A 25,932-nucleotide genomic window follows, 5' to 3' on the forward strand; every position below is an offset into this window, starting at 1 on the left:
CATGCTTCTGTTTTATCATACAAAAAGGGAGTTACAAAAAAGTTACAAAAAAACGTTTGCTAAAAAAGCAAACGTTTTTTGCCGCGACCTTTCGCAGGAGCATAATTAATTCGAGAATTGTTCATCCATAACTCGTTATCATTTCATACATTTGAATCGTTGTATTCATCGGGTTAATATTTAGTTCAGTTTTAAGTACAGTTACACAACGTTCATACCATTTAACAGCTAGACTTCTATTTTGCATTTGATAACAGGCGAACATTAATAAACGGTATGCTTCTTCCCATGTAGGGTCTATTTTGATTAATTTTTCAGCCCAATAAATGGTTTGCTCAAATTCTTTCAAACGGGTACTTGTTTGCGCTAATCGTTCTAATACATGTATATATTGTTGTTGGGCTTTTTCTCGCTCATGGGAAATCCATTCTAGTGTCGGCTTATCTTCTACCAATTCTCCTCTATACAATTTAACCGCCTTCAATAGTAACTCTTTACATATAAACGGATTCTTTTCATCTACCCCTTGATCGGTAAGTTTTTGAAAAGTTTCTAAGTCACTCTTTATAACTGCAACTGGATTTAAGCGATACATCGATTGTTTACGATCGATAAAATAGGATTCTTCTCTTGCTTTTCTATCTGGCTCAATTACTTTCAATAATGAATTTAGCGTCACTTTAAAATCTCGATCCATCGTTTTTTCATCACTCTTGCTCCATAATGCTTGCATTAGTTCTTCTTTAGGTACAAAACGACCTTTTTGTAAATATAAATAGGTGAGCAATTCTTTGGATTTATCTCTTTGCCATTTTCGATCACTTAACTCTTCATTCCCCTTAAAAAGCGAAAATGGTCCTAAAAGTTGAAGACTTAATTGATATCCAGGGTAAATGATTGTGGGTTGGATAGATAGTCTTTTTGCAATCGTTTGTAACGGATCGTTGTTTAGTTGTAGTTTGCAAAGTTTCTGGAAAAGTGGATAATTTATTTGTATGTCTGCTGGACCAAACACTGTTTTGCTTTGAAGAAAAAAGAAAAAATTATTTCGTACACATAATGCCGCAAATATTTGAGCGTGCTGTCCCCATAAATCTTGCTGTCCTAACTGGTCATATATACGTATCAACCAGTAATGAGCAATCATTTCACCATATACATCCCCACTATTGGCAAAAAGGGCATTTGCTTCCTTTCCAACTTGAATCGCTCGTTCAAACTGTTGGTGTTCAAAATAAATGATCGTCAAACAAAGTAAAATATATGCAGACAGCCAATAATCTTTTCCCTTGTCCGTTTCACGCAATCCTTTTTCCCCATACGAAATCGCTTCTAGAAATTGTCCTTGTCGCGATTTGACGAGCGCAAGCCCCATATAAGGCTCCGCTTTTGCCCGTGCAACATTTAACTCATCCATTCTTTGAATCGCTTTCCTATAATAATTTTCCGGCGTCTCCAAGTCAAAGGAACTTGCTAAAAACTCTGCATGTCCTTTTCGAATCCAACCTACCGCTTCGACAAAGCCTGACTGTTCCCGAATACCAGTCTCGATTCCTTTATTTGCCGAACGCATAGCTGCGTCTAACTGACCGGTGAGCGAATAGATAAAGGAAAGAAGAACATCCGTCTCTCTGTGCGAATCCGGTAAACTTACCTCATCTGCCGTACGATGTTCCAAAAGATACTGTGCTTGGTTCAATAAACCTGTGCGAAGCAAGATACGAGCGTCTAGATTACCTTCCTTTAATAAGTTGGCGTCTAACTGCTCATTCTTTACCCATTCATTCGCTTCATTTGCTTTCCCAAGATTCACTAAATTTTCGGCTAGTAACCTTTTTAAAAATAAACGTTCGGTGCTTTGGATTTCCTTACTTTTATCTGCCCATTTCACTGCTTCTTCCAAATAAACTTTTGCAAATGCTGGCTGAATCGTATCTAAATAAATATGTGCTAACCCTGCATTTGCCCGACTGATAAACAAGATATCTTGTTTATCCATTGCGATTTCCAAACAAGCTTCATAGGCAACTCTCGCTTTTTCGTAAAAAGCCCTGTATCGATGGCATTCTCCTTCGTAAAAAAACAATTCGTAAAAATGATTTCTCGTTTCAATCGATACATGATCTTGGAGTAAATCTAATAACCAATCGAATTGCCCAGCTTTTACCATGTAGTTTGCGAAGGAGATGAGCATTTCCCCTAAAAATATTTCATCGTTTGATTTGACGGCATGATGCAGTGCTTGCACAACATTATTTTGTTCTTTAAACAAATTGGCCGCCTTCTTATGGGTCTTATAAAAAGTCTGTCGTGATTTTTGTGACCATTTTGTTTCTAAAAATTGTTGAAATAAGGCGTGAAAACGAAAGGTATTTGGCTCAGCTAATGGTTGGATAAATGCATGACTATTTGCCAGTCTTTCTAAATTTTTTGCTTCCTGCTCCCCGTAAAAATCACTTATCTCTTGCTTCGTAAACATAGGGAATATACTAAAGTTTAAAAGAGATTGTTGATCTGATTCCGGCATGAACAAAAACACTTCTTCTGACAAATAGGTAAACAAATCTTTTAGTAGTGGATCCCCTAGTTTGGTTATTTGCTTTTTGTTCTCCACTAACTGCATTGCAATTAAATGAATCGCAATCGCCCATCCCTCTGTAAGTCTTAAAATTTCCGCAGCTTCTTCCATAGAAATTGTTTTATCAAAATAATCTTCAAAAAATACTTGAATTTCCTCTTCTGTAAATATGAAATCTACTTCCGTTATTTCAACCAATTGCCCTTTTAACTTTAGTTTTAACAGTATAGACCATTTAGGACGTATGCGAGAAGCAACAACTAAATGGATTTTAGGGGGAAGAAACTCTATGATTTTCTCTACTATATAATTGATCGAAAAAACATGATCCACGAGATGATAGTCGTCTAATACAATGGAAAACGTTTCATCTATTCGAGAAAGCTCATTACTAAATAGGGAGTACCAATGTATCAATTCTGTTTCTTTTGGGTACATGGAAAGCAATTCTCTTTCCATTAAACTTTCCCCAAAAGTAGGTATTACTTTTTGAATGCTTTGGATTAAATGGCGCAGGAACGGAAGGATATCATCATCTTCTTCTGTAACCGTGTACCAAGAAAATAATTCTTTTGAATCAGCATAATACTGTGCCAGTGCTGAACTTTTGCCAAAACCTGCTCCACTATGTAAAAGCGTTAATTTTTGGTGGTCCTTTGTTTTTAGTTTTTTGATAAGTGAAGACCTTCTCATATAAAAAGAAGAGGCTAGAGGTGGGGTTAGTTTAGACATTATAATCGTTGGTTGTTCCATCTTTAACGCTCCCATCAAATAACATAATCTACTAAACTTATCCTATCACACTAATAGTCATAATTGCACAACAATTCTAACTTGGGTAAAAGATGGAATTATGATAGAATACTATAACTTGATTCAGCAAATAATAACTGCTGATTAGAGGAACTCTGGCTAAGATCGCCGGTTCCTAGGACAACGCCAGAATGACTAACATCCTGTTTGATTAAGTCTCTGGCGGATGTTATATATTTTAAAAGCAATTACGCCGAGGTGTAATTGATTAGTTAGGGGGAAACGTATTGGAATTTCCAGTTTTAGAAACACCGCGATTAAAACTAATCGAAATTAAAGAAGAACATACTGATAAGATTTTTCAAATTTTTTCAAATGAAGAAGTAATAAAATATTACGGCATGGAGCCTCTTCAACAGAAAGAACAAGCTAGTAACATGATTAAATCCTTCTCCAAGAACTTTCAAGCAAGGCAATCTATGAGATGGGGTATTTTCCTCAAAGAATCCGAAGAATTAGTTGGTACACTAGGATTAAATAATTTAGTGATTACACAAAAAAGGACAGAAATAGGATATGAATTGCTACCTGAATATTGGAGAAAAGGATACGCTCGCGAAGCTGTGGAGCAGATCATTCACTATTGCTTCGAAGAATTAAACTTATTCCGTATTGCAGCTGTGACTTTTACAGAAAATGAATCCTCTTACAAGCTATTATTAAAACTGGGCTTCCAGCAAGATGGATTGTTAAGAGGATATATTTATCAGAATGACAAATCAAATGATACATTTGTGTTCTCATTAATAAAACCAGAGTGGAAACAAGCATTTTAAAACATCCTCTTGATGTTTTAAAATGCTTATCCTACCAATTTGTACTCTTATCATTGCTCACCTGTATTTTGAACGCTTCTGTATCTAAATTATTCTTTGTAATATAATCATTAAAAATTGTCGTTATTTCTTGCTGCCTTAAGTTATTAGCTTCTTTATTGGCTAATACGAACTTAACCAAAATCTTATCCTTAGCATCTATTCCTCCAAGAATCCGGTGCTCATAGCCTTTTTCTTTTAATCTCTCTCCAACTTGATCATACAACCCCCCTTTTTCCATGAGGGTAAGCTGTAAAATTTGGGTTTCCATCGTGCCTTGTTGGAAAAATGGGGAGCAAACTTCAAGTATTGCTTTTGGCGTACTAGTAAATAGGAAGACAGTTATAGTTATAAGAAATAAAAACGTACCAAACAGTAGCCCTATTTTTCTTTTCTTCGTTTTATTCACTCCTATGTTGTTTATATACATCATATGACGTATACGAATCAGCTATTCTACGTCAAAAAAGCCTAATCCACTTGGAATTAGGCTTTTTCATATAAGCTTATTAAGCTTCTAATACTTTGTTACGTAGTACCATTTGAAGGATACCACCGTGACGGTAGTAATCTACTTCTACTTCTGAGTCAAAGCGAGCAAGTACGTTGAAGACTTTTTCAGTACCGTCTTCTGCTTTAGCAGTAACTTGTAGAATGTCGCGAGGTTTAACACCTTCTGCTACATTGATACTAATCTCTTCTTTACCTGTTAAGCCAAGCGTTTCAGCATTTTCACCTGGTAAGAAATTAAGTGGTAGAACCCCCATCATTACTAGGTTTGAACGGTGAATACGTTCAAAGCTTTCCGTAATAACAGCTTTAATGCCTAAAAGGTTCGTTCCTTTAGCAGCCCAGTCACGAGATGATCCCATTCCGTAATCTTTTCCACCAAGAACTACTAATCCAGTACCCTCTTCTTGATACTTCATCGCAGCATCATAGATTGGCATAATTTCACCAGTTGGCCAGTAAGTAGTATATCCACCTTCTGTACCTGGAGCAATTTGGTTACGAATACGGATGTTCGCGAATGTCCCGCGCATCATTACTTCGTGGTTACCACGACGAGAACCGTAAGAGTTGAAATCACGGATTTCTACACCGTTTTCGCGCAAGTATTTCCCTGCAGGTGTATCTTTACCAATGGCACCTGCTGGTGAAATATGGTCAGTAGTAATAGAATCTCCAAATTTCGCAACAACACGAAGTCCAGCAAGTGTTTGAATGTCACTAGGCTCCTTCGCTAATCCTTGGAAGAATGGTGGGTTTTGAATATACGTTGATGTGTTATCAAATGTATATAAAGATTCTGTTGACGTTTCAATTGCATTCCATGCTTCGTTTTCGTCAAATACACGTGCATATTCTTTTTGGAATAATTCACGAGTAACTACTTTATTTAGCACTGTATTTACTTCATCAGTTGAAGGCCAGATGTCTGCAAAGAATACGTCATTGCCATCTTTGTCTTTTCCTAATGAATCTTTTTGTAGATCGATATCTACAGTCCCAGCAAGTGCATAAGCAACAACTAATGGTGGTGAAGCCAAGTAGTTAGCTTTTACAAGTGGGTGTACACGTCCTTCAAAGTTACGGTTACCAGAAAGTACAGAAGTTACGAAAAGATCTTCGTCAACGATTGCTTTTTCAATTTCAGGAAGTAATGGACCAGAGTTACCGATACATGTAGTACATCCGTAACCAACTGTATTGAAGCCGATTTTATCAAGATATTCGTTTAATCCTGAATCTTCTAAATAACCAGTAACAACTTTTGAACCTGGTGCTAAAGATGTTTTTACGTAAGCAGGAACAGTTAGTCCTTTTTCTACTGCTTTTTTCGCAACTAAACCAGCTGCTAGCATTACGTATGGGTTAGATGTATTTGTACAAGAAGTGATCGCAGCGATTGCTACAGCACCTGTTGGAATTGTTACATCTCCATCAGCAAATTTAGCAGTTGCCGTTTTGTCGAATTCTTTTTCTGGTAAACCGAAACCTTGTGTACCTTGTGGAGCAACAACTGCTTCGTGGTAACGAGCTTTCATATCAGATAGTGGAATCAAATCTTGTGGACGTTTTGGTCCAGAAAGGTTTGCTTCGATATCTGCTAAGTTGATTTCAATTACATCAGTATAAACTGGTTCTAATGTTGGATCAAAGAACATATCATTTGCTTTTAAGTAAGCTTCTACTACAGCAATATGCTCTTCGTCACGACCAGTTAGTCGTAAATAGTTAAGTGATTCTTCATCGATTGCGAAGTAACCACAAGTAGCGCCATATTCAGGAGCCATATTGGCAATTGTTGCACGGTCAGCAAGTGGTAATTTCGATACTCCAGGACCGAAGAACTCGACAAATTTACCAACTACACCACGCATGCGCAATACTTGCGTAACTTTAAGCGCTAAGTCAGTAGCAGTTGTACCGTTAGGAAGATCTCCTACTAATTTAACTCCGATTACTTCTGGAATCGGGAAGTATGAAGGCTGTCCAAGCATTCCTGCTTCCGCTTCAATACCACCTACACCCCATCCTAATACGCCAAGTCCGTTAATCATAGTAGTATGAGAGTCAGTACCTACTACTGAGTCAGGGAAAGTTTCTAATGTACCATCTGCATCTTCATTTACATGCACGATTGGCGCTAAATATTCTAAGTTAACTTGGTGAACAATACCTGTTGCTGGTGGAACAGCACGGAAATTGTTGTAAGATGTTTGTGCCCATTTAAGGAAATTGTAACGCTCAGCATTACGTTCAAACTCAAGATCCATATTTGCTTTTAATGCAGTTGATGTGCCGTATTTGTCAACTTGTACAGAGTGGTCAATTACAAGATCAACTGGAATAGCAGGGTTAATCTTGTCTGGGTTACCGCCCATTTCTTTCATCGCGGACCGTAATGACGCCAAATCAACTACTACTGGAACTCCAGTAAAGTCTTGTAGGACAACGCGAGAAGGTTTGAATGGTACTTCCGCTTCCGTATCTGCGTCTTTACCCCATTTTGCTAATTGGTTTACATGATCATCTTTGATTACATAGCCGTCATATTGACGTAAAACAGATTCTAATAGTACTTTGATTGAATAAGGAAGGCGTGATACATTTGCGATACCCGCTTCTTCTAAAGCTGCTAAACGGTAATAGTTATATTCTTTACCATTTACAGAAAAAGAAGTACGGCTGTTGTGTAAATTACTTTTTGCCATTGCTTTTCCTCCTAATGTCTATTGAAAAGACTCTATTCTAATGACTTCTCTCCAATTTCAATCATACTCGAATAAAGTCGATAAGTAAATTACATTAAAATTATAATAAGTGATAATTATTACTTATGACCTTTTAATTTCTTGATTGTTTTTTCTAATTGTATAAGATGTCTTTTCTCATGCAGACCTACAAAAGGAAACCATTGAATAAGTGGGACTTTCCCAAAAATCGGATGTTTTAATGATTTAGACCTTAAATCATGCAGATTACTAGTTGTATAGACAGCAAGCAACTCCATTCTAGCTTTATGAAGCACTGCTTTCATCTTTTCTTTTGTTTCATAAACAGAGGTTGGGATTGTATGGCTCGGCGCTTTTACTTTTATAAATCGCAATGTCGAAAGTTGTATTGGTTTTTTCTTCGCAGTCGAGCTTTTTGGATTAACTAATTCAGCTTTAATTCCCTTTGTGATTGTTTGTTCCATTTTCGCCAAATGTTCGATGATTTCTTTAGGCGACCAACTAATCGCATCTGGTTTTTGGTTGAATTGTTGGTCTGTTAATGTATCCACTTGTTGAAAAAGTGCAGCCCTAATTTCATTATTTTTTTCTATAAACATCTTATTCCTCCACTCATATCTGGTTAAATAGTTTATACCCTATAGCTCGTATCCGCAATCTTTCTTGCGAGTAATATTTTCATTTCCTCTAGAATATGAGACAATATTATATTGGAAAGGAAGATTTACTTGATTACTAAAAACATAATGACAACAACTAATGATCCATGGGAAGCTTATCGTGATATCGAAACACATGGAAAGCTTACATTATCCAATATTGAATTCACTACAACCAATCTTTGTAATATGCGCTGTGCACATTGTGCAGTTGGCTATACATTGCAAACGAAAGAGGACGATGCACTACCTATTGATCTAATCATTACCAGGCTAGAGGATATTCCTCATCTTAAAACGATTAGTATTACAGGTGGAGAACCCATGCTTTCAAAGAAATCTGTGATGAATTATGTACTTCCACTTTTAAAGTACGCTAAAAGCCGCGGAGTGCGGACACAAATGAACTCCAATCTGACCTTAGATCCAGAAAGATACTTACTTATCGCACCGTTTCTAGATGTACTACATATATCACATAATTGGGGAACAATTGATGAATTTGTCGAAACCGGCTTTGCCATGATGGATAGGAAACCCACGTATGAACAACGTGCGAAATTGTTCCAGCGCATGATCGACAATAGTCGAATGCTGTCGGAAGCAGGTGTCATGGTTTCAGCGGAAACGATGCTCAACAAAAAAACACTTCCGTATTTAGAACATATTCATAAACAAGTAGTGGAAGAAATGAAGTGCGCTAGGCATGAAATTCACCCTATGTACCCATCTGATTTTGCTAGCGCACTCACAACGCTTACATTAGAGGAAACCCATGATGCGATTGAACAATTACTCGATTTTCGTGATGAAGACACATGGATGCTGTTCGGCACTTTGCCGTTTTATCCTTGCAGTCAAAATGATAGAAGCATAGAACTTTTAAATAGATTAAAGAATGCCAAAAATGTTTCAGTGCGAAATGATCCGGACGGTAGATCACGTTTAAATGTCAATATTTTTTCAGGAGAAGTAATTGTAACTGATTTTGGAGATGCTCCGAAGCTAGGTAATATTCAAACGGATACACTTCCAGCTGTTTTTGATAGATGGCTAGCTTCCCCACTCTCTAAATCACTGAATTGTCATTGTCCGGCAGTAAAATGCTTAGGTCCTAACATACTAGTGAAAAATATGTATTATAAAGAAACCGTGTTTGAAAGCGGAACAGTTAAGTAAAAAAGAAACGACCGAATGAGTATGAACCATTCGGTCGTTTTGTTTTTATGGCTACTTTTCTAGTGAATAGAAAATATGTCTATCGCTAGGTTTAAGATGAATACAGTATGGAGAATCACGAACCATACCCCTTGTTTATTTAACTTTTTTGTTACTTGAACGTCCATTTTCTCCACTCCCTTTTTTTATTATTATACTCGCTTTTTCGTCAGATTACAAAACATTTTGAATATTAAATTTACTATTTTATATGGATTTTTATTTTTAATCATTCATACTTATAGTAATTAGATAAGGGGTGTTTAATAGTGAAAAAAGCATTACTAGTAGTTGACTATACGGTAGATTTTGTTGCAGATGATGGGGCGCTTACTTGTGGTAAGCCAGGACAATTAATAGAAGAAGCCATTGTTTCCATTACCCAGGATTTTTTGAATAACAAGGACTTAGTCATCTTTCCGGTCGATTTGCACGAAGCAAACGATCCATTCCATCCGGAAACGAAACTATTTCCTCCTCATAATATCCGCAATACACCAGGTCGTGCATTATATGGAGACCTAAAAAAGCTATATGAAACAAACCCCGATAAGATTATCTGGATGGATAAAACGCGTTATAGTTCTTTTGCCGGAACGAATTTGCATCAATTATTACGAGAGCGTCAGATTGAAGAAGTACATATCCTTGGTGTATGTACAGATATATGTGTTTTACATACGGCTGTGGATGCATATAATTTAGGCTTTTCGATTGTTATTCATGAGGCGGCGGTTGCAAGCTTCAATCCACAAGGGCATACATGGGCTTTAGAACATTTCACGAACTCGCTAGGTGCTAAAGTAATAGCAAAATAATGTCTACATGTTTAGTTTTTCTCCTTTATGGCTATATAAAGAATGTAAAGCAATACAACATTCCTTTAAGGAGATGAATGAAAATGGGATTTATTTTATATTTAATAATCGGTGGTATTATTGGATGGTTAGCAGGATTAATATTAGGTAAGGACATTCCTGGTGGTATTATCGGTAATATTATAGCAGGTATTATTGGTGCATGGGTTGGCGGACTAATATTCTCTGACTTTGGACCAGTTATTTGGGACATGGCTATTATTCCAGCTTTAATCGGTGCGATTATTTTAGTATTCATTTTAAGTTTGATACTCAAATCTATGCGTAAATAAGTAAAAGGATGGACTGCTATTCGCGTCCATCCTTTTTTTTAGTTTGTAAAGCGGATGCAGATTGGAGCGCTTGCAACTGATTTTCGTATAAATGATAAAAATATAAGACATCTTCTACGTACTTATCACTTCGGTTGTAATTAAAAATGGCCTTTTCTAGCTCACCATCTGCCGCTCCACTTGCTGCTAAATAATTTGCTGCACTGAAAATGGCATCTTCAATGTCATAAGGGTCAGCTATTCCATCCTTATTTGCATCGACACCATAGCCACCATAGGCCGCTATTATTTCTGGATTTACTTTGTCTTCTTCGGGGATATCACCTTGTCCTAGTCCACTACAACTCGGATGGGACCAACCTACGAAAGTACATGGCATGAACTGCATATGACCTTCTGCTCCAACAGGAGATAGGAGGGGATCCATTGTTGAAAATATAGTTTCCATACGATGATGAGCTGCAAGCAGCGTCCATGGTACACCATAAATCGCTTCAGCCTCTTGATAAATGGTAATATATTCTTCCGGGATATCTAATTTATTTTGAGTAAAGGATTTTAGATGAATAGATTCAGCCCATTCAAGTACTACTGGTATCCTTTGTAATTCTTTCCATCCAATAATCAACAGTACATACACTGTAATCGTAATGGGAAGGAGTAATATAAGTATCCAAGCTTTAGTTTTATAGGATGTATCCTTCTTTTTTTTCATATAGCATTATTCCCCTATTTCGCGAAATACTTTTTGTGTCATCGTCTATCATACCCATTTTTCACTAAAAAGAAAACATTCACATGTCTCTATATAAGAATAGTCGAAAAATGTCGAAAGTTACTATACATTTATTGTATTTTTTTGTAGTATGGAATTATGGAGGTGATAATATATGTGGAAAGACTTTAAAGAGTTTGCCTTTAAAGGAAATGTACTAGATTTAGCAGTAGCGGTTGTTATTGGTGCTGCCTTTGGGAAGATTGTTTCTTCATTAGTAGAAAACATTATTACTCCGTTAGTTGGACTTCTATTAAATGGTGTTAAATTCACTTCGTTGTCATTTAAGTATAAGGAAACAGAAATTTTTTACGGTAATTTTATCCAATCCGTTTTTGATTTCCTAATTATATCTTTCTCTATTTTCTTATTTATTCGTCTGTTATCTAAATTTAAACGGAAAAATGATGTTGTGGAAGTGGTCAAAGAAGCTCCTCCTGTTGATGCAAAAGAAGTATTATTGGAAGAAATTAGAGACTTACTAAAAAAACAAAATAACGCATAAAAAAAAGAACCCGCTTTGGGTTCTTTTTTTATTTTCCATCTGCGATTAATGCTTCTACATCCATCACAATCTCTTCTTTCGGCACGTCTTGATAACCATTATAGTTTTTCACAACGACACCGTCTTGGTCGACTAAAAAGAAGGATATGCCGTGCATCACTTCGTTGTTATTTGGATTTTTTATAGCAGCCGTTTTAAAATTATCCGCTGCAAATTTTTTAATATCTTCTTGTGAGTAGCCAGTTAAAAGGTTCCATTTGCTTTCATCTGCAACTTCAAAGTTTCCGATATATTCTTGTAATACTTTTGGTGTATCGAAAGTAGGATCTGCAGTAAATGAAACAATCTTATAGTCTTCTATTCCTTCATCTTCAAGTGTTTTTTGAATATCACTCATATTAAAAGTCATTAATGGACATTCCGTTGTACAATTCGTATAGATGAAACTTGCTAGCCAAACATTTCCTTTTAAATCATCTAGTGAAACAGCTTCTCCGCGTTGGTTTTCGTATTTGAAATCTTCTACTTTCCAATTCGTTTGTGCTTCAAAATTTCCTCCACTTCCGCAACCTGCAAGTATAAGCAAAGTGATAGAAAGCATTGCTAATAATCTTTTCATGGAATGAGACCTCTCTTTTCTATTATAGCCTTATCTTAACGAAACAACTTGGTTCATTCAACTACATTGGCTTCTATTAATTCAACAGTTTTGTGACTAGAGAAGTTATTTTAAGGATAATAGTGCATTTTTAATTTCCTCGAGTTTGCTTTCCACTCGATGCATCAAGTAAAATGACACAAAGATTGGAAAACCAACATCTTGAATAATTGCAAGCCATTGTTCCATTTATATGCATCTCCCTTCTAATAAAGACTCTCCGTAGGGCGGAGAGTCTTTTTTTAGATTAAATAATAGTTGTTACATTACGTTCGATTACTTTTGCGTTTGTAGCTAGTGCAAGTGGTGACCCTCCCACATGAAAAACATTACTGCTGATGATGGCATCCATACCTGTTTGAATTTCTTCGGTAGTCAAGGAGTCCTTTGGTTCATCGACTGATAACATAATAGATCTCCCGTTAGCTGCTTCAAATTGTAATTGTAACGCTTTAGCCATGCTAATTCCTCCTTTAGTTTATTAGTTTAAGTTCATCGTTTCGATCTTTTCTGCACCGATAAAGGGACTGTTTGTAAAGCTTTTCAAAGTATTTGCTACTATTTCTAATTGATCTGCTGTTGCTGCACCGTGGATATTACGATACGTTTTCGATTTAGTCTTCATCTTTCCATCCTCTGTCAACCCTGCTTCGAAAATCAGTTTAAATACCGCTTGTTTATGTTCTAAGTTCGCCATGTGTATCACCTCCTTTCAACTAGTAGATAGAAACTTCTTTAACAAAAGGATACATTCCTAGTGAAATTTTTTTGAGAACATCTTATTTTTAAGTCGGTCTGCATACTCACGCAAATTAATTACAATAATCCAGTAGTACCAAGGTTTAGGGTTAAATTATGTACATTATCATCTTGCAAAATAATGTATTAAAAATGCATACTATTGGGGCGATTTAGGGGCTAGATCAGGACTAATATCAAATATAAATGGCGCTTATGTACAGGAATGTGTAAGTAAATTAGGGCAAAAAAAAAGCATCACAATCGAGGTGCTTTTTAATTAATATGGATGATATTAATAACAAACGTTTTTCTTGTTACTCCATCATGCCGCCCGTAAGGTGAATTTGTAAGAAATCAATCAATATTAAGAGTACCAGCTACTTAAAGAGGCATACAAAAACGCCCATGCGGCTGCAAGGACGGATGTGTATGTATGGGGCTTGTGTGAAGGCATGAGCTCATTTGATTCGCACATCATTCTCATAGCGGTCGGCGAACTTGGTGATTAAAATACCGATTCCCCAGTAAATGAGTGCCACCATCATGAACGCCTCGACAAAGCGAAAGTTCTGGGCTGCCATGATTTTGGCTTGTGCAAAGATATCAATCACGGTGATTAAAAACCCGAGTGAAGTGGCTTTGATGGCCACTGTAAAAGAGTTTGCGAAATCAGGGATGGCATGGACAAAAGCTTGCGGGGCAACAATTCTCGTAAATGTTTGAGAAAAACTATAGCCCAAGGATTGCGCCGCCTCAATTTGCCCCGGATCTACCGCTAAAAATGAGCCTCGTATGATCTCAGATTGAAAGGCAGACAACGTAAGGCTAACTGTGACAATTAAAATAACCAGAGGCGACATATTGTTCATATTATAATCGATACCTAAAAGCGTAACGATGAACTGTCCAATGGCAGGGAGTGCATAATACATCAAGTATAAAAACACCACCATAGGTGTCCCTCTTAAAAACAGTTTAAATAATTTTGTAAGTTGAACCAGCACAGGGATTTTATATTGTTGTATCAGAGCCAACACCACTCCTAGAAGGGTGGATAATACAAGTATAGTAATCGCTATGAGTAAGGTTTCAGGAAGTACACCCAATATCCCTAAAAACATTTCGTATGAAGCCTCTAAAYCAAACATGTTAATCCCCCCTGCTTATAGTGGTTAAACCTTTATCGTATGGCCACTCTCTTCTCCAGTTTTCTAACCAATCCGTCCGTTGTGAAGCACATAGCCGAAAACATTAAGGCAATGATAAAGTAAATTAGGATTTGATTAGTACCGTAAGATCGTGCGATAGACAATTCTGCGGTTCCCATAATATCCACGATTCCAATGGCAAAGATCAGCGACGTATCATGAATCAAGTAAACCAAGGCATTGCCGTATCCCGGGAGAGCAACAGGGAACATTTGAGGCAGAATAATTCGGAAAAACTTTTGCATTGGTGTGTACCCCAAGCTATCTGCAGCTTCATGTTGACTTTTTTCAACAGCAAGATAAGCGGGGCGAAACACTTCAGAAATATAACCAGAATGATAAAATCCCATGGAAATAATAGCAGCATGGATCGGGCTTATATCATATATGCCTAAACCGATGAGAGGTAACACTTTTGGAATTCCAAAGTACGCTATAAATAGTAAAATCAGTCCAGGAACACTTCGCGCAAAAGATACATACAAATCGGCTAATTGACTAATGACGGGAATTCTCTTCAGTCGCACAAACGTTAATAGCACAGCAAAGAGTAACCCAAGCGCAGCCGACAAGATGATGATGATAATATTGATCGGAAGCGTTTTAAGAAACTCCATTAGTAATCCTTGCATACCCGTTTCCATCGTCATTTCTCCCTTCTTTAATGAATATCTCTTCTGTACATGACGGTGTCATGGCTTTGTTTTTCGTCTTAGTCTACATCCATATTCTCAAGGGATTCAACCAAACGAGAGAGTATGGATGTGCTCTAGTCGATCCGGAGATATTCACTATGTCCTTATCTGACTCGAACAAAGACGTTCATGTAAAAGCCTCAATCGTATTGAAACACATCTTCTGCGTAGAATTCAGTAGACAACTTAGAAAGCACGCCTGCTTCTGCTAATTCCTTTAGACCTTCATCGACGGCTTGTTTCAGTTCCTCATTTTCCTCTGATTTGTGAATCATAAAGAACGTCGGAATAATTTTGACTGGGTCCAATCCCACGACAGGTAGATTTTGATCTTCAATGATTTCGATTTGTCCGTAACTCGATGGATAGAACAACGCATCATATTTTCCAGTCGCCACTTCTTTTAGTCGATCTGCGATTGGAATTCCCACATCAGCCAAATTATACTCTAGCTTAAATTCAGGATTTTCTTCTTCCCAATCCTTAACGGTTTTATATGTGGCACCCGCTGGGGATAGAGGAGAAATTTTCTTCCCTACCAAATCTTGAATGCTCTTAATTCCACTATCTTCTGCCACGTAAATCTTGATCAGGGCACGACCACTTGATTCTGAAGGAATGATATATTGCTCTGCACGTTCCTCCGTGAACCCTAGACCACCTGCCAACATGTCGTACTTTCCAGTAGCTAGTCCTGTTTCACCTGCTGAATCTTCCACACCGAACAATTCAAATTCATAGTCTTCAAGCACTTTATCCAGTTCTTTTATAAGCTCAGGCTCATAACCCGTCACTTCGCCGTTCTCATCGACCCAGCTTAATGGTTTTGATGTGTGGCCAGTCGCCACTTTGATTGTTCTTACGCCTGAATCCCCAGTACTCTCAGCTTGTGACTCGTTGTCAGTGGAACTGCATGCAGTAAGGAGAGATAAACCCAGTACAGAAGCTGCTATTAAAATTGACTTTTTCTTCATTCTCATCAACCACCCTTAATGTTTAATTTTTGTTGGTCTTGCTCTGCATAGATCTTTTTCAAAAACTGCCTAGTTCTCACATTCACTGATTTCTCGAAGATTTGTTCAGGCGTTCCCACTTCCACAATGTGACCATTTTCCATAAAGACCACTTTGTCGGAAATCCGCTTGGCGAAGTCCATTTCATGGGTGACAAGAAGCGTTGTCATGCCGGACTTCGCTACATCTTCTATTACTTTCAATACCTCCTCTACTAATTCAGGATCAAGAGCTGAAGTAGGTTCATCAAACAAAATCAACTCGGGTTCAAGCGCCAAGCCACGTGCAATGCCGACCCTTTGTAATTGTCCTCCCGATAAGCGAGAGGGATATTCATTTATTTTATCTATAAGACCTACCTTTTCTAATTGTTTCAAACTCATGGCATACGCTTCGTTTTTGGACTTTTTCTGAACGGCTATTTGAGCATCCATTACATTTTGGATGACCGTCTTATGTTTGAAAATGTTGAACATTTGGAACACCATGGCGGTTTTCCTGCGAAGCTTTAGGGTGTCTTGCTTGGATAAACTTTGATAATTGAGATGCAGATCCCCGATTTGAATTTCACCCTGTTGGGGTTTTTCTAAGTAATTGATGCATTTTAATAAGGTGGTTTTCCCTGTTCCACTCGGACCAATAAACGATACAACCTCGCCTTTTCCGACCGATAGGTTAATACCTTTCAACACTTCCTTTTGGTTGTATGAAACATGCAAGTTTTTAACGTGTAAGATAATCTCTACCTCCCCAAGTGCTTTATTTCAAATCCTATATGTGCTATACCATGGACATCCGCCGTAGATTCTCCTCGGTCAACCCCTGAAAGCGAATCCCTACTTGCCTATAGTCGCTGTTCATAAGTAAAGATGCCGTGCTGATGATGGAGTCGGTATACGGTGTTTCCACCCCTAAGATTTTCCCTAATTCTGAAATCGGAACAAGTCCAAAAGGAATGTCTTCTGTCAGATACCTATAATCGAGTGTCGTAGGACCTAATCCAATAGGGAACAAGCCAGGCAAAGCTTCATATAAAGTGGGATAATCGGAATCATAAAATTCATTTAAGATACTCAAAATACTTTGAAGATCGACATCTAGACGACTTGCTATTTCCAGTCGTTCTTTATCCATCTTTTCTACGTAGTTACAGGAATAGGGGGATGCTCCGTCAGGATAGAACTGAAATCTCTCAGATGCGTCAATCCTTGCCGCGTTAAACAGGGTGATCGGAGGATGAATCACCACATTGGAATTATTTAAGGAAGTCTCAAATACACTTTCTCCCGGAATCAATTGCGGAAACCTTTCCATAAACGATGGAGCAATCTGGTTTTCTTTACGCAACGTACTAATTAGTACCTTGTTTTTAATTTTAGTGATTGCAACAGAACCTGCTTGATCGGCCAAACTGACAAAAGGCATGGCACTCGTTTCGGCCACTGTAATGTTCTTTTCTGTAATCAAATCAGTACCCAGAATTCGTTCACATTCTAGTGCACCCCAGTAGCCTGGAAAAAAGATGATGGTTTGATTGGGTTGCAAGAACGGTTTAATTTGATTGACAATCGTCCTATGCCCTATAGCCGTCGTCGATACAATGATAAACTGGGCCTCTGCAATCACCTGATCTATGGTGGTCGATGCCTCTAAATCGACTTGCCCCGAATAGATCCCTTTCACTTCCAACCCTTGTGTAGAAATTCTTTCAGCTTTCTGTGCATCACGGGTATACAATTTCACGTTTTCTCCGTTCAATTTCAGATATCCTGCAATGGCCTGCCCTGTATTTCCACCGCCCATTACTGCATATGTCATGAACTCTTCCTCCTCTCATATGGTTCGCAATCTGTTTCAATCTGTACCTTTCTCTTGTTGGAATTGGGTATGTTCGTATTTTTCGACCGTCTTGATGGCTTGATTCAACGAACCTAAAATATGTTTCTTCATTTCTTCTACTGCGTTGATCTTGTCTTTTTGGATGATGTAATGAAGAATCATCTTATGTTCTTTTACGGATTGTTTTGTATCGCCAATACTTTTGTGTGCCAATCGCCTGTACCGGTTGATCATGCTGTTGAGCTGATACAAGAACTTAACCGCAATCTTGTTGCCACTCACCGTGTAAATGTATTCGTGGAATTGCTTACCAAATCGATCGATTGTCTCATAATCTTCCAGGCTTATCGCCATTTTGAGTAATTTAATAAGATGGGTTAAGTGGTCAATGTCCTTTTGCGTGATATTATCAATGGTATCTTCAACGACAATCCCTTCCAAGTTACTACGGATAACAAATATTTCTTTCACTTCTTGGATCGAAATCGGCGCCACATTCATTCGCCCATTTAAACTACGATTGACCAATCCTTCCAGTTCCAAGATCTGAAGAGCTTCTCTAAGAGGGGTTCGACTGATCTGTAGCTCTTTGGCTAACTCTTCCTCCGCAATTGGTTGACCCGGTTCCAGTTCACCCTTAATGATCATTTCTCTCAACGCTTTATGTGCAATGTCTTTCGTAGAGACTCTACTGACTTTTGCTCTTTCATTCAACTGGTTCACCGCCTTAATATAATTGTATACAATTATAAAGTTATTTTAGCACACATTTTTTAAAAAATAAATAGAATATTTAGTTTTTTCTGTTTATTTTTTTGTGTACTTGTGCGCACTTATGGAATAATTTCTCGACATTAGTAGCTACTACGTCATTCCTAGCGTTTTTCCATTTGGTGCCTATCACCCGAACAATTAATCTTTACATCCATATTCACTCTGCATAAAGAAAGACCTCGCTGTAGCAAGGTGCGGTGAATAAATATACATATTTTAAATAACAAAAAAAATATAAATTTATACTTACTTATTCCCGTACATACGCCATGCCTAGCTATGAAAGGGAATGTTAAAGCTGAAGTTGGAGAAGTCGAATAAGGATACGGAGCTGTAGTGAAACAACAAGAATATATATCAATCTATAGTTTTTCCTAGTACTAACATAAACAGGACCAAGTATAGGAGAAGTTTATGGACTTCAGTGGAAAAACATCGATTTTAAAAACAAAACATTAACCGTTGAGTGAAACCGCGGATACACGAGGGTGGTACACCTAAAACTAAAACCAGTTATCAAACAGTATTGAGTTCAATGACGATCGATTTGTGATTATAGGTGAAAATGGTTATCCTGAGTATTTTAACCATGCTAACTATGTAATTAAAAGAATAATTTTAAAAATGGACTATCGACTATAACATTGCATGGGTTTCGACATACTCATGCCACTCAATCTTTAAACAGAGGGTTAAATGTAAAAGTTATTGCCGAATGCTTGGGGAATACGGTAGAAATGATTTATACTATTTAGGGCCATGTGTTTAATGAGTTGGAAGAAAAAGCAGTGGACGTGTTTGCAGAAAGCTTAGCAATTGGGGATACAAGTGGGACTAGTACAACATGAATCCCCCTTAATACCCTGATAAAGCTAGTTTTAGTGAAAATTTTTCGCAAACATCTTATACTATTAGTAAGAAGATTGAGGTGAATAGATTGTTAAATGGTTGGTTTTTATGGTTTATACTTTTTTGGGTTGTTGTACTCATAACATTAATGGCAATTGGCGGCTTCTTCATGTTCCGAAAGTTTTTAAAAGCTTTACCGAAAGATGACGGAAAGTCCGTATTAGATTGGGAAGAATATTATGTCAACAACACCATACATTTATGGAATGAAGACCAGAAAATGCTGTTAAATGAGTTAGTCAGTCCGGTGCCAGAACTATTTAGACCAGTTGCCAAGCAAAAAATCGCAGGTAAAATTGGACAGCTAGCATTAGAAGAAAAAGCGACCGCTATTACACGAGAACTATTAGTGCGAGGTTATATTATCGCTACTCCTAAACGAGATCATAAATTCTTACGTAAAAAACTGGCAGAGCTGAAGATTGATGTTTCCCCATATGAACAGTTTTTCGAGCTATCAGCTGATATGCCTCGAGGTAAATGAAAAAAGCGAGCACCCCCTTTTTAAGGAGTGCTCGCTTTCTTTTTATAATTGATCTAAATCCAGATCCTGCGCACTTTTCTATCCCATTCACATTTGCCAGACAGTGCAGAGACAGGTTTTTGCGCTTTTTTTTATAAGCTTACTTCTTTTTGTACTTTCCTAAATTGCATATACATCGCAACTCTCCAAGGAACGATCATACCGAATGCTAATATCCAGAACATTCCACTTAGTGCCCCAACATCGATTGTTGAGCTAAGCACTAATTTTCCAATGATACGCACGATTAACAATCCAAACAAGATAAAGATAAATGCTTTCGACTGCTTCAAGTAAATATCGCCATCTCTTCGTTCAAATTTGGAAGTCCAAATAAGTACGATGGAGAACAAAATACCAACGATTATAGCTTCTAAAAACTCTAGACCTGTTACACGAAAAAACGGAAAGATAAACATAAGTGCTCCAGTAGACATAAAAAGTGGAGGCAATAATATTTTTTTTACACTTGCCGGTCGTTTAGCGGATTTTGCCCTTATAGTCGTAACAACAATCCCCATACCAATTGCTAACACCGTAGAAACAATTATCATGAGATTCGGTGATATTTTTTCAAATATTGTATTCATTATATCCATCAATTCCAATACATTTATTCTCTAGTCTGCTGTCACATTCTGTAGCACTTGCACCATTTGTTCTGGATTGAATGGCTTAGTGATGAAATCTTTTGCGCCGGACTCTAATGCATCTACTATTAGTTTTTGTTGTCCAAGTGCTGTAACCATCACTATTTTTGCATCTGGATACTCAGAGATAATTGCTTTAACTGCTTCTATCCCTGTCATTCCTGGCATCGTAATATCCATTGTTACTACATCTGGTACTAACTTTCTATACATTTCAACTGCTTCTTGCCCATTTGCTGCTTCACCAATTATATCAAATTGATGTTCCGCAAGCATTCTTTTAATCGTGGTACGCATGAAGATTGCATCATCCACTACTAATACTGTCGTCATATTCATGCCCCCTTAACTATGAAATCCAATCAAATACACCTCGGCGTATTTGCTTCCGCTACACTTTGTTCAGCTCCGCAGGAAAAACATTGCTCCTGCGCAAGCTTTTAGCAGAAAACAGTGCGCCCAGATTTTTATCGAGCTCGCTCGATAAATTCCTCTAAAAATCTGTGGCATCCGCCGGAGGCTTTAACTTTATTCAGCAATTATTGTCTGCTGAATAAAGTTAAAATCCTGTAAAATTACCAAAAAACGGGCTTAAAATTCGGATAATATACTCTAAACCGTCAAAAAACAATAAAATCCCAAGGGCAATCATAATGTAACCGCCTACTTTTACGATGAGATTACTGTTTTTACGAATCCAGTTAAGTCTCGTAACAAAGAATGATAGTACGAAAAATGGAATCGCAAATCCTAACACATATGCAAGCATATACCAGATTCCAAGGTCTGGGTTTGACCCTGCCATTACAATTACCGCCGCTAAAATTGGTCCCGTACATGGAGTCCAGCCAGCAGCGAACGCCATCCCTATTAATGTAGTTCCTAAAAAGCCAGAAGGACGATTTTTAAAATGAACACGTTTTTCTTTCATTAGAAATGCTGGATTGAATATACCAACAATGATTAATCCGAAGATAACAATGAAAATTGCACCTACTTGACGTAGTAGATCTCCATATTGGATAAAGAATGTTCCTACTAAAGATGTTGCAAATCCAATTGCTATAAATATGATGGAAAATCCTAATAAGAAAAATAAAGTATGTAGCATTCCCCTTCTTTGCATTAACTTTTTGTCTGTTTTGATTTCTTCCAATGACATTCCCGTTATATAAGATAAAAATGCAGGGTACAAAGGCAATGTACAAGGCGAGATAAAGCTTAAAAACCCTGCTCCAAATGCCAAAAATAAATTTATATCGGTACTCACGGCTGTCTTCCTTTCCGATTTACTGTCCCTATCGTACCAAATATATCGTACTTTGACTCTACAATTGCTTGTGACAGCTTTTTGACTTTTTAAGTTTAGCAAATGATCAACCTTTGTGAAAGACTTGAACATTAAAATATCGCTTATTATTGTTATATACTTTCTAAAAGACAATAAACCAGCAAGATGCTTAACCTTTGCTGGTTTATTTGCCTATAATAATCAGGCGATATCATCTACAACATTGTTCTGTAATAGATACATTTTATGATACAAACCTTTTTGGTTCAGTAGCTCTTGGTGAGTGCCACGCTCCACTATTTCTCCGTGATGTAAGACAAGTATAAGTTCTGCGTCGGCAATCGTACTCAAACGATGGGCAATTGCAATCGTTGTACGACCTTTCCGCATCTTTTCTAAACTGCTTTGGATCGCTACTTCAGTTTCCGTATCGATATTTGCAGTAGCTTCATCTAAAACTAAAATTTTTGGATTCGTTGCGATCGTCCGAGCAAAAGCTACTAACTGTCTTTGACCACTTGAAAATGTGGATCCTCTCTCGGTAACTTTTTGGTGGTACGTATTTGGAAGCTTTTCGATAAATGTATTTGCTTGCACAAATTCTGCAGCGGCCTTAACTTCCTTAGCAGTCATTTCTTTATCATGTAATCGAATATTATTTTCGATATCCCCATAGAACAAAAATGGATCTTGCAGTACAAGCCCTACTTTCTCTCTGATTTCTTCCGTCTGAAAGTCTTTCACAGAATGTCCATCAATTTTAATATCCCCTTGTTCAAACTCATAAAAACGCATCAACAAGTTGATAATGGAACTTTTCCCACTTCCAGTATGACCTACTAAAGCTACGGTTTGACCGGGTTCGGCAGTAAATGAAATATTTTTTAGGACATCTGTTTTACCATCATAGGAAAAAGTAACATTTTGAAATTCGATTTTTCCTTGCTCAATTTTAGCACTCTCGATATTCTTTTGGGAAGGTGCTAAGTCACTTTCATCTAATAATTTAAATACACGGGAAGCCGCAACAATTGCTTGTTGGAATATCGATAGACGTTGCATTACTTGATTAATAGGCTCAAAGAATCGGTCAATGTAAGTGACAAACGCGTAAATCACACCGACCTCTACTACATTATTCATAGAAATTATTCCAAAATAACTAAGGACCATAATAATCGCTAGTGCGTACACTAAATCTATTGCTGGACGAAGTAGCAAACTATCCAGTTTAATATTACGTTTGCCTGCATTCCAGTGCTTATCGTTAATATCATTGAACTCATCTTGTAGTCTATCTTCTTGTCGGAATGCTTGAATCATCGTCATTCCTTGCAACGATTCTGCAAGCTTTGCGTTTAACTGACTAAGTCGTTCGCGCAAATCTTGATACACGATCGAACTATGTTTACGATACGTCGTAATGATGAAAAATAAAATAGGCAATAAAACAATGGTCACAAGCGCTAGTTTTACATTCAAGATAAACATAGCAATATACACACCAATTACTAAAAATCCGCTTTGTACAAATGCTACTAATACACTAACGAACATATCTTTAATCGCTTCTGTGTCATTTGTTACTCGTGATACGATACTTCCTGCAGGTGTTTTATCGAAGTAACGCATACCTAACTTATGGACTTTCGAAAACACATCAATTCGCATTTGTTGAATAATTTTCAAGGCGATTTCCTGGAACCTAAGTAACTGGAAGTAACTGACGATGACATTGCCAACTTGTATAAATACGTAGCCAAGTGCTAGCCCAACAATGGGACCTGTCGGGAAATTTCTTGGAGTTAAATAATCATCCATAAACACCTTAATCAAATAAGGGCCTAAAATATCCCCTAATACCGTCAAAATAAGCAAAAATAATGCTAACGTAATAACTTTTGTATGTGGCTTTAAATAGGTGAGCAATCGTTTGAAAACTTTCCACTGATCTTTCCCACTTAACTGTAGTTGTTTTTCATCCATTATGCTTCACCCCCCTGTTCCACTAATGATTCTAGTTGTTGTAATTGATACATTTCGTAATACATTCCCTTTAACTCCATCAATTGTTCATGGGACCCTTTTTCTATAATTGTTCCTTCACTCATGACAATAATTTGGTGCGCATGCTGAATCGCACTCAGTCGATGAGAAGTAATTATCGTCGTTTTGTCCTGTCGTTTGGCTTTTAAAGCTTCTAATATAGCCTCTTCTGTCCGTGCGTCTACTGCGGATAGTGAATCATCGAGGATTAAAAGCTCCGGCTCCATCATCAGTGCACGTGCAATCGAAATACGTTGCTTTTGACCACCTGATAAACTCACGCCACGTTCTCCAACAACTGTGCTGTATCCATCCGTAAACTGCAATATATCTTCGTGAATATAGGCCAGTTTCGCTGCTTCATACACTTCGTCCATTGAAGCACCTGCATTTGCAAACGCAATATTTCCAGCGACCGTTGTAGAGAAAAGGAAATGATCTTGAGGCACATAACCAATAGCCTCTCGTAAACTCCGCTTTTTATAGGTATCTATTGGATGATTTCCATAGATGATTTGCCCCCTATACCCTTCAAACTCTCGCATTAATAGTTTTAGTATTGCTGTTTTTCCAGCGCCAGTTTTACCAACAACCCCTAATGTTTCTCCGCGCTTAATCGTGAAATGAACATCATGTATTGCAGCTCTTTCGTCAGCTGGAAACTTAAATTCATCTATATGAAATTGGATATCTCCTACTGGTTTTTCTTCCAATGCATCTTCTTTATCATCAATTTCAATCTCTTCATCCAATAAATTCATAATACGATCATAAGAAGCACGACCACGCTCTACAATATTAAATAACCAGCCAAAAGCAAGCATCGGCCAAACGAGTAGCCCTAAATAGGAAGTAAAGGCAAACAAATCTCCTATGGTCATTTCATCTGCTAAAATAAAACGGGTTCCAAACACAATGGATAAGAAGAAACATATGCCAACAATGAGTGAAATCGTTGGATCAAACAATGCATCTACTTTGGCCACACGAATATTTTTATCTACTACATCTTCTGATAATTGCACGAAATCTTCGGTATCCTCTTTTTCTTGCCCGAATGTTTTAATGACTTTTACGCCAGAAATACTTTCTTGTGCTTTATCGTTCAAGCTAGAAAATGCTTCCTGAGCATAACGAAATCGTTTGTGTAACAATGTTCCGTAATAGCTTGTTAATATGGCCATTAAGGGAAGTGGAATAAGCGCGATTAACGTCAACTTCCAATTAATCGTAATAGCCATTGCCGCAATAACAAAACCACCTGTAGTGATGGAATCGACAAGTGTCAATACGCCAGCTCCTGCAGTCTGCTGAACAGCGGACAAATCATTTGTTGCATGCGCCATCAAATCTCCTACACGTTTTTTCTGATAAAACGAAGGCGCCATTTTCGTAAAATGACGAAACAATCTTTCTCTTAATTGTCGCGCTAAAAAAATGGCGGAACCGAAAATCATAATACGCCAGTAGTACCGTAAAATGTACATCCCAATTGCTGCTATTGCTAAAATTGCCAGCCATTTCGTTAATGTGGAAACCGTCAAAGAACCAGCGCTAATTTCATCTACAACATACCCGATAATTTTAGGAGGGATCAGCTGCAAAAAAGCGACGAACATAAGCATCAAAATGCCTAGTAAATATTGCTTCTTCCTTTCTTTAAAAAACCACCCTAAATCCAAAAATACTTTCACTTGATTTCCCCCATATTCCTATATTAAGACTTATATAGTTTAGCAAATGTTCATACATTTCGGAAGACGAAAAGCAGAAAATATTTCGGAAGTTGAAACTTATTCTGTTAAAAGTGATGATATTTACAAATAAATGGTT

General features: G+C 37.4%; 26 protein-coding genes. 6 read left to right on the top strand and 20 right to left on the bottom strand.

What is annotated here, in order from left to right; translation table 11 throughout:
- Positions 1-121: 121 nt before the first annotated feature.
- Positions 122-3,331: a BTAD domain-containing putative transcriptional regulator gene (locus tag AC1DFT_RS00525; protein WP_477916633.1), complete on the bottom strand. Its 3,210-nt coding sequence runs from the start codon at positions 3,329-3,331 to the stop codon at positions 122-124.
- 287 nt (positions 3,332-3,618) lie between these two features.
- On the opposite strand from AC1DFT_RS00525, the gene AC1DFT_RS00530 reads away from it, so the two are divergent.
- Positions 3,619-4,167 (top strand): GNAT family N-acetyltransferase, encoded by a 549-nt coding sequence (locus AC1DFT_RS00530; RefSeq protein ID WP_477916634.1) that lies wholly within the window; start codon positions 3,619-3,621, stop codon positions 4,165-4,167.
- A gap of 31 nt (positions 4,168-4,198) precedes the next feature.
- On the opposite strand, the gene AC1DFT_RS00535 is transcribed toward AC1DFT_RS00530, so the two are convergent.
- From AC1DFT_RS00535 to AC1DFT_RS00545, 3 genes are all read right to left on the bottom strand, one after another.
- Positions 4,199-4,615 (bottom strand): hypothetical protein, encoded by a 417-nt coding sequence (locus AC1DFT_RS00535; RefSeq protein WP_477916635.1) that lies wholly within the window; start codon positions 4,613-4,615, stop codon positions 4,199-4,201.
- A 100-nt stretch (positions 4,616-4,715) separates the two neighbouring features.
- A complete protein-coding gene (acnA, locus tag AC1DFT_RS00540; protein WP_477916636.1) occupies positions 4,716-7,424 on the bottom strand; it encodes an aconitate hydratase AcnA in 2,709 nt (902 codons plus the stop codon).
- A gap of 119 nt (positions 7,425-7,543) precedes the next feature.
- The gene (locus tag AC1DFT_RS00545) at positions 7,544-8,044 is read right to left on the bottom strand and encodes a DinB family protein (RefSeq protein WP_477916637.1); all 501 of its coding nucleotides are present in this window, start codon (positions 8,042-8,044) and stop codon (positions 7,544-7,546) included.
- A gap of 147 nt (positions 8,045-8,191) precedes the next feature.
- On the opposite strand from AC1DFT_RS00545, the gene yfkAB reads away from it, so the two are divergent.
- The 3 genes from yfkAB to AC1DFT_RS00560 all read left to right on the top strand — a co-directional run bounded on the left by yfkAB (position 8,192) and on the right by AC1DFT_RS00560 (position 10,472).
- A complete protein-coding gene (yfkAB, locus tag AC1DFT_RS00550) occupies positions 8,192-9,283 on the top strand; it encodes a radical SAM/CxCxxxxC motif protein YfkAB (protein ID WP_477916954.1) in 1,092 nt (363 codons plus the stop codon).
- 308 nt (positions 9,284-9,591) lie between these two features.
- Positions 9,592-10,140: a cysteine hydrolase family protein gene (locus tag AC1DFT_RS00555; protein ID WP_477916639.1), complete on the top strand. Its 549-nt coding sequence runs from the start codon at positions 9,592-9,594 to the stop codon at positions 10,138-10,140.
- A gap of 83 nt (positions 10,141-10,223) precedes the next feature.
- Positions 10,224-10,472, top strand: a complete 249-nt coding sequence (locus AC1DFT_RS00560) for a GlsB/YeaQ/YmgE family stress response membrane protein (protein WP_477916640.1) — start codon at positions 10,224-10,226, stop codon at positions 10,470-10,472.
- Between the two features lie 16 nt (positions 10,473-10,488).
- Here AC1DFT_RS00560 and AC1DFT_RS00565 read toward each other — a convergent pair whose 3' ends face one another.
- On the bottom strand, positions 10,489-11,187 hold the full coding sequence (locus AC1DFT_RS00565) for a lytic transglycosylase domain-containing protein (protein ID WP_477916641.1): 699 nt from the start codon (positions 11,185-11,187) through the stop codon (positions 10,489-10,491).
- 175 nt (positions 11,188-11,362) lie between these two features.
- On the opposite strand from AC1DFT_RS00565, the gene mscL reads away from it, so the two are divergent.
- A complete protein-coding gene (gene mscL, locus AC1DFT_RS00570) occupies positions 11,363-11,752 on the top strand; it encodes a large conductance mechanosensitive channel protein MscL (RefSeq protein WP_477916643.1) in 390 nt (129 codons plus the stop codon).
- A 28-nt stretch (positions 11,753-11,780) separates the two neighbouring features.
- Here mscL and AC1DFT_RS00575 read toward each other — a convergent pair whose 3' ends face one another.
- From AC1DFT_RS00575 to AC1DFT_RS00620, 10 genes are all read right to left on the bottom strand, one after another.
- A complete protein-coding gene (locus AC1DFT_RS00575) occupies positions 11,781-12,371 on the bottom strand; it encodes an SCO family protein (RefSeq protein ID WP_477916645.1) in 591 nt (196 codons plus the stop codon).
- A gap of 105 nt (positions 12,372-12,476) precedes the next feature.
- Positions 12,477-12,599, bottom strand: a complete 123-nt coding sequence (locus AC1DFT_RS00580; protein WP_477916646.1) for a YvrJ family protein — start codon at positions 12,597-12,599, stop codon at positions 12,477-12,479.
- A gap of 58 nt (positions 12,600-12,657) precedes the next feature.
- Positions 12,658-12,870 carry a DUF2922 domain-containing protein gene (locus tag AC1DFT_RS00585; protein WP_477916647.1) on the bottom strand — a complete coding sequence of 71 codons (213 nt, stop codon included), beginning with the start codon at positions 12,868-12,870 and terminating at the stop codon, positions 12,658-12,660.
- Between the two features lie 21 nt (positions 12,871-12,891).
- Positions 12,892-13,107, bottom strand: a complete 216-nt coding sequence (locus AC1DFT_RS00590; RefSeq protein WP_477916648.1) for a DUF1659 domain-containing protein — start codon at positions 13,105-13,107, stop codon at positions 12,892-12,894.
- Positions 13,108-13,609: 502 nt separating this feature from the next.
- A complete protein-coding gene (locus tag AC1DFT_RS00595; protein ID WP_477916650.1) occupies positions 13,610-14,299 on the bottom strand; it encodes an amino acid ABC transporter permease in 690 nt (229 codons plus the stop codon).
- Positions 14,300-14,331: 32 nt separating this feature from the next.
- Positions 14,332-15,009 (bottom strand): amino acid ABC transporter permease, encoded by a 678-nt coding sequence (locus AC1DFT_RS00600; protein WP_477916652.1) that lies wholly within the window; start codon positions 15,007-15,009, stop codon positions 14,332-14,334.
- A 185-nt stretch (positions 15,010-15,194) separates the two neighbouring features.
- Positions 15,195-16,028, bottom strand: coding sequence for a transporter substrate-binding domain-containing protein (locus AC1DFT_RS00605; protein WP_477916653.1), 834 nt, complete (start codon positions 16,026-16,028; stop codon positions 15,195-15,197).
- Positions 16,029-16,033: 5 nt separating this feature from the next.
- Positions 16,034-16,804 carry an amino acid ABC transporter ATP-binding protein gene (locus tag AC1DFT_RS00610; protein WP_477916956.1) on the bottom strand — a complete coding sequence of 257 codons (771 nt, stop codon included), beginning with the start codon at positions 16,802-16,804 and terminating at the stop codon, positions 16,034-16,036.
- A 43-nt stretch (positions 16,805-16,847) separates the two neighbouring features.
- Complete coding sequence (locus AC1DFT_RS00615; protein ID WP_477916655.1) at positions 16,848-17,885, bottom strand: NAD/NADP octopine/nopaline dehydrogenase family protein; 1,038 nt, start codon at positions 17,883-17,885, stop codon at positions 16,848-16,850.
- Positions 17,886-17,921: 36 nt separating this feature from the next.
- Positions 17,922-18,620, bottom strand: coding sequence for a GntR family transcriptional regulator (locus AC1DFT_RS00620; RefSeq protein WP_477916657.1), 699 nt, complete (start codon positions 18,618-18,620; stop codon positions 17,922-17,924).
- 997 nt (positions 18,621-19,617) lie between these two features.
- On the opposite strand from AC1DFT_RS00620, the gene AC1DFT_RS00625 reads away from it, so the two are divergent.
- Positions 19,618-20,073: a DUF2621 domain-containing protein gene (locus AC1DFT_RS00625; protein ID WP_477916958.1), complete on the top strand. Its 456-nt coding sequence runs from the start codon at positions 19,618-19,620 to the stop codon at positions 20,071-20,073.
- Positions 20,074-20,204: 131 nt separating this feature from the next.
- On the opposite strand, the gene AC1DFT_RS00630 is transcribed toward AC1DFT_RS00625, so the two are convergent.
- From AC1DFT_RS00630 to AC1DFT_RS00650, 5 genes are all read right to left on the bottom strand, one after another.
- On the bottom strand, positions 20,205-20,666 hold the full coding sequence (locus AC1DFT_RS00630) for a CcdC family protein (protein ID WP_477916960.1): 462 nt from the start codon (positions 20,664-20,666) through the stop codon (positions 20,205-20,207).
- A gap of 66 nt (positions 20,667-20,732) precedes the next feature.
- Positions 20,733-21,095: a response regulator gene (locus AC1DFT_RS00635; protein WP_477916659.1), complete on the bottom strand. Its 363-nt coding sequence runs from the start codon at positions 21,093-21,095 to the stop codon at positions 20,733-20,735.
- 226 nt (positions 21,096-21,321) lie between these two features.
- On the bottom strand, positions 21,322-22,032 hold the full coding sequence (locus tag AC1DFT_RS00640) for a cytochrome c biogenesis CcdA family protein (protein WP_477916661.1): 711 nt from the start codon (positions 22,030-22,032) through the stop codon (positions 21,322-21,324).
- A 222-nt stretch (positions 22,033-22,254) separates the two neighbouring features.
- Complete coding sequence (locus AC1DFT_RS00645; protein WP_477916663.1) at positions 22,255-24,039, bottom strand: ABC transporter ATP-binding protein; 1,785 nt, start codon at positions 24,037-24,039, stop codon at positions 22,255-22,257.
- A complete protein-coding gene (locus AC1DFT_RS00650) occupies positions 24,039-25,793 on the bottom strand; it encodes an ABC transporter transmembrane domain-containing protein (RefSeq protein WP_477916665.1) in 1,755 nt (584 codons plus the stop codon). The genes AC1DFT_RS00645 and AC1DFT_RS00650 overlap by 1 nt, the downstream gene beginning before the upstream one ends.
- Positions 25,794-25,932: the final 139 nt, after the last annotated feature.

The organism is Psychrobacillus sp. 05T411, from assembly GCF_056396485.1.

Coding starts and splice junctions, on each gene's coding strand:
- AC1DFT_RS00525 (WP_477916633.1), bottom strand. CDS start 3,331: ATGGAACAACCAACGATTATAATGTCTAAACTAACCCCACCTCTAGCC.
- acnA (WP_477916636.1), bottom strand. CDS start 7,424: ATGGCAAAAAGTAATTTACACAACAGCCGTACTTCTTTTTCTGTAAAT.
- AC1DFT_RS00545 (WP_477916637.1), bottom strand. CDS start 8,044: ATGTTTATAGAAAAAAATAATGAAATTAGGGCTGCACTTTTTCAACAA.
- yfkAB (WP_477916954.1), top strand. CDS start 8,192: ATGACAACAACTAATGATCCATGGGAAGCTTATCGTGATATCGAAACA.
- AC1DFT_RS00560 (WP_477916640.1), top strand. CDS start 10,224: ATGGGATTTATTTTATATTTAATAATCGGTGGTATTATTGGATGGTTA.
- AC1DFT_RS00565 (WP_477916641.1), bottom strand. CDS start 11,187: ATGAAAAAAAAGAAGGATACATCCTATAAAACTAAAGCTTGGATACTT.
- mscL (WP_477916643.1), top strand. CDS start 11,363: ATGTGGAAAGACTTTAAAGAGTTTGCCTTTAAAGGAAATGTACTAGAT.
- AC1DFT_RS00575 (WP_477916645.1), bottom strand. CDS start 12,371: ATGAAAAGATTATTAGCAATGCTTTCTATCACTTTGCTTATACTTGCA.
- AC1DFT_RS00580 (WP_477916646.1), bottom strand. CDS start 12,599: ATGGAACAATGGCTTGCAATTATTCAAGATGTTGGTTTTCCAATCTTT.
- AC1DFT_RS00585 (WP_477916647.1), bottom strand. CDS start 12,870: ATGGCTAAAGCGTTACAATTACAATTTGAAGCAGCTAACGGGAGATCT.
- AC1DFT_RS00590 (WP_477916648.1), bottom strand. CDS start 13,107: ATGGCGAACTTAGAACATAAACAAGCGGTATTTAAACTGATTTTCGAA.
- AC1DFT_RS00600 (WP_477916652.1), bottom strand. CDS start 15,009: ATGACGATGGAAACGGGTATGCAAGGATTACTAATGGAGTTTCTTAAA.
- AC1DFT_RS00605 (WP_477916653.1), bottom strand. CDS start 16,028: ATGAAGAAAAAGTCAATTTTAATAGCAGCTTCTGTACTGGGTTTATCT.
- AC1DFT_RS00615 (WP_477916655.1), bottom strand. CDS start 17,885: ATGACATATGCAGTAATGGGCGGTGGAAATACAGGGCAGGCCATTGCA.
- AC1DFT_RS00630 (WP_477916960.1), bottom strand. CDS start 20,666: ATGATAATTGTTTCTACGGTGTTAGCAATTGGTATGGGGATTGTTGTT.
- AC1DFT_RS00635 (WP_477916659.1), bottom strand. CDS start 21,095: ATGACGACAGTATTAGTAGTGGATGATGCAATCTTCATGCGTACCACG.
- AC1DFT_RS00645 (WP_477916663.1), bottom strand. CDS start 24,039: ATGGATGAAAAACAACTACAGTTAAGTGGGAAAGATCAGTGGAAAGTT.